Annotated in this window: 1 protein-coding gene and 2 pseudogenes; all 3 read right to left on the bottom strand. The window is 64.6% G+C overall.

What is annotated here, in order from left to right; translation table 11 throughout:
- Positions 1-295: 295 nt before the first annotated feature.
- Positions 296-738, bottom strand: a pseudogene (locus tag ACLP9N_RS36615) (Hsp20/alpha crystallin family protein).
- A gap of 232 nt (positions 739-970) precedes the next feature.
- A complete protein-coding gene (rtcB, locus tag ACLP9N_RS36620) occupies positions 971-2410 on the bottom strand; it encodes an RNA-splicing ligase RtcB (RefSeq protein WP_442411978.1) in 1440 nt (479 codons plus the stop codon).
- Positions 2407-2659: pseudogene (locus tag ACLP9N_RS36625) on the bottom strand (archease); the annotation flags it as partial. The pseudogene ACLP9N_RS36625 and the gene rtcB, both read right to left, overlap by 4 nt.

Genomic DNA, 2659 nt, shown 5'->3' on the forward strand with positions numbered 1-2659 from the left:
AGATGCATGGGACATGCCCGCAACAGGCCTCCTCACCACCAGAAACTTCTGACGAGCCTCTAGCGACAAGCCCGGCTGACGCTGGCCCGGTACCACTCGAACATCAGCTCGAGGCGATCAACGAGCGGGCCTGCGCGTTTAAGATCGTGATCTTGTAAGTGCCGCTCGCGCGCTGGCCCGCCATGAGTGTGCCTCCGTTTTCCAGGCCAATGCCCGCGACACCGGCACTCAGGTACGACTCCGCTTGGTTGTGTCTGTTGCGGGCCTTATCGAGCGTGGGGCCGGCGGGAAAGGGCTAGCTGGTGGCTTGCACCGCGATGTGCTTCTCGGCAGCCGCTGCGGTCTTTTCGGAAACACCCACCGAGACAGTGAGGATGCCCTTGTCGTAGGTGGCTTTGATGTCCTCTTCATCGGCGCCCGCCGGCAGGGTGACTGAGCGGACGAGCGAGCCGTAGGAGAACTCCGAGCGGCCCTTGGTTTCCTTCTTCTCGGTGCGTTCGGCCTTGATCGTCAACTGGCCGTCGCGCACGCTGATGTCGAGGTCCTTGGCCGGATCAATTCCTGGGAGCTCGGCGCGCAGGACGTAGTGACCGTCTTGTATCTCGTCCTCAAGCCGGATCAGATGGGTGTCAAACAGCGGGTGCAGACCCCCGTCCATGACGGAAAGCCAGTGAGCAGATCGGACCAGTCGGGCAGCCACGATCGAGGTTGCCGGCGCACAGGGAGTTTGGACATGATCGTCCTTCGGTTGTTGGGTTGTTGGGTTGTTGCGGGACTTATCGTTTCGATCCTTCAAGTTCTGCGCGGTAGCCGGTAGGGACCGAAGTCCCATCCGCGGGGATATTTGTCGCCGTGCCCGGTCAGCCATGCTTAGCACGCGTAGTGATGGGCTCGTTGGCCAGGGGCGAGTGTGCGTCGCCGGTCGCTGATGGTGACCTGATTCACATCACCACCGAGGCCGCGATGGTGCTCAGCCCTTCACCACTCCCAAGGGGACGAGGCGGGCGATCTTGCGGGCGAGCCCGGCCTGATGGCTCGTCTCGATCACCGCGTCGATGTCCTTGTACGCCTCAGGTTTTTCCTCGGCGAGCCCCCGGCGGGAGGTGCCACGGACGAGAATGCCGTGTTCCTCGAGACCTCGGCGGACTACGTCAGCGTTGGTGTGGCGGGCCGCCTGGTGACGGCTCTGCACCCGGCCGGCACCGTGGGCGGTGGAAAAGAACGCAGGGTTATCGGGAACGCCCGCGAGCACGTAGGAGGCGGTGCCCATCGTGCCCGGGATCAGCACCGGCTGGCCGACTTCCGTCAGGTCGGCGGGTAGATCTGGGTGATGGGGCGGCAGGGAGCGGGTTGCGCCCTTCCGATGTACACACACGGTGCGTGTCTGGCCGTCGACGGGATGTGTTTCGATCTTGGCGAGGTTGTGCGACACGTCGTACAGCAGGTCCAGTGACGTCTTGGTTTCCTGCTCGAACACTCGACGCGTCGCCTCAGTGAGCAGTTGCCGGTTGGCGCGTCCGTAATTGGCGGCCGCGGCCATCGCCGCCAGATAGGCCTGGCCCTCGGGGGAACAGACAGGTACACATGCCAACTGGCGATCGGGTACCGCAATGCCGTAGCGGCTCATGGCGTTTTCCATTTGTCGGACGTGATCGGTGCAAATCTGGTGGCCGAGTCCGCGCGAGCCGGTGTGGATCATGACGCAGACCGTGTCCTCTGCCAGTCCCATCTGTGTGGCCGCGGCCGTGTCGTAGACGCGGTCGACGGCCTGTATTTCCAGGAAGTGGTTGCCGGAGCCGAGGCTGCCGATCTGACCGAGCCCGCGTTCGACGGCCCGGTCGCTGACCGTGGCCGCGTCGGCGCCCTCGAGCACGCCACCGTCTTCGCATCGCTCGAGGTCGCGTGCGACACCGTATCCTTGGTCCACTGCAAACCGGGCGCCACCGGTCAACACGTCTTCCAGCACTCCGCGATTCGGCAGCCGCCACACACCTTTGGTGCCCACGCCGCGGGGTATCGCAGCGTCGAGGCGGTCCATCACCGCCCGGATCTGTGGCCGCAGCCGATCGCGGTCGAGTTCGCGGCTCACCAGCAGCCGCACCCCGCACGAGATGTCGAAACCGACCCCGCCGGGGGAGACAACTCCGTTGTTGTCGACGTCGGTCGCTGCTACCCCGCCGATCGGAAACCCGTATCCCCAATGCACGTCGGGCATCGCGTAGGACGCGCGGACAATCCCTGGCAGCGTGGCCACGTTGGCCACTTGCATCAGCGCCATGTCTCCGTGTTCGTCGGGCAGCAACGATCTCGACGCGAACACGATTCCGGGCACCCGCATGGCGCCCTCTTGTTCGATCCGGAACCGGTATGGGGTCTCCTGGATGATCTGCATGTTGTCCGCCTCAGTCACACATCAAGGATTACCGAGCACCGCCAGCCCCCGCGGGCCATGCGACAGGTGAAGCTCGTTGAACGACACCGCCTTCGGCACGGCGCCCACTTGAGGCAGGGTGCTCGCATCGACCATCGCGAACTTGACGTCGACGCCACCGGGTATGGCCTCCAGTTCGACATCGACCGGTGCCTCGCCAGCGGTGTCCAACACGTAGATGACCTCCTCGAGCACCGCGAGCAGCAGGTCATCGTCGCGGTCTCCGGT

Source organism: Mycobacterium sp. (assembly GCF_052144515.1).
In the GTDB taxonomy this organism is placed as follows: domain Bacteria; phylum Actinomycetota; class Actinomycetes; order Mycobacteriales; family Mycobacteriaceae; genus Mycobacterium.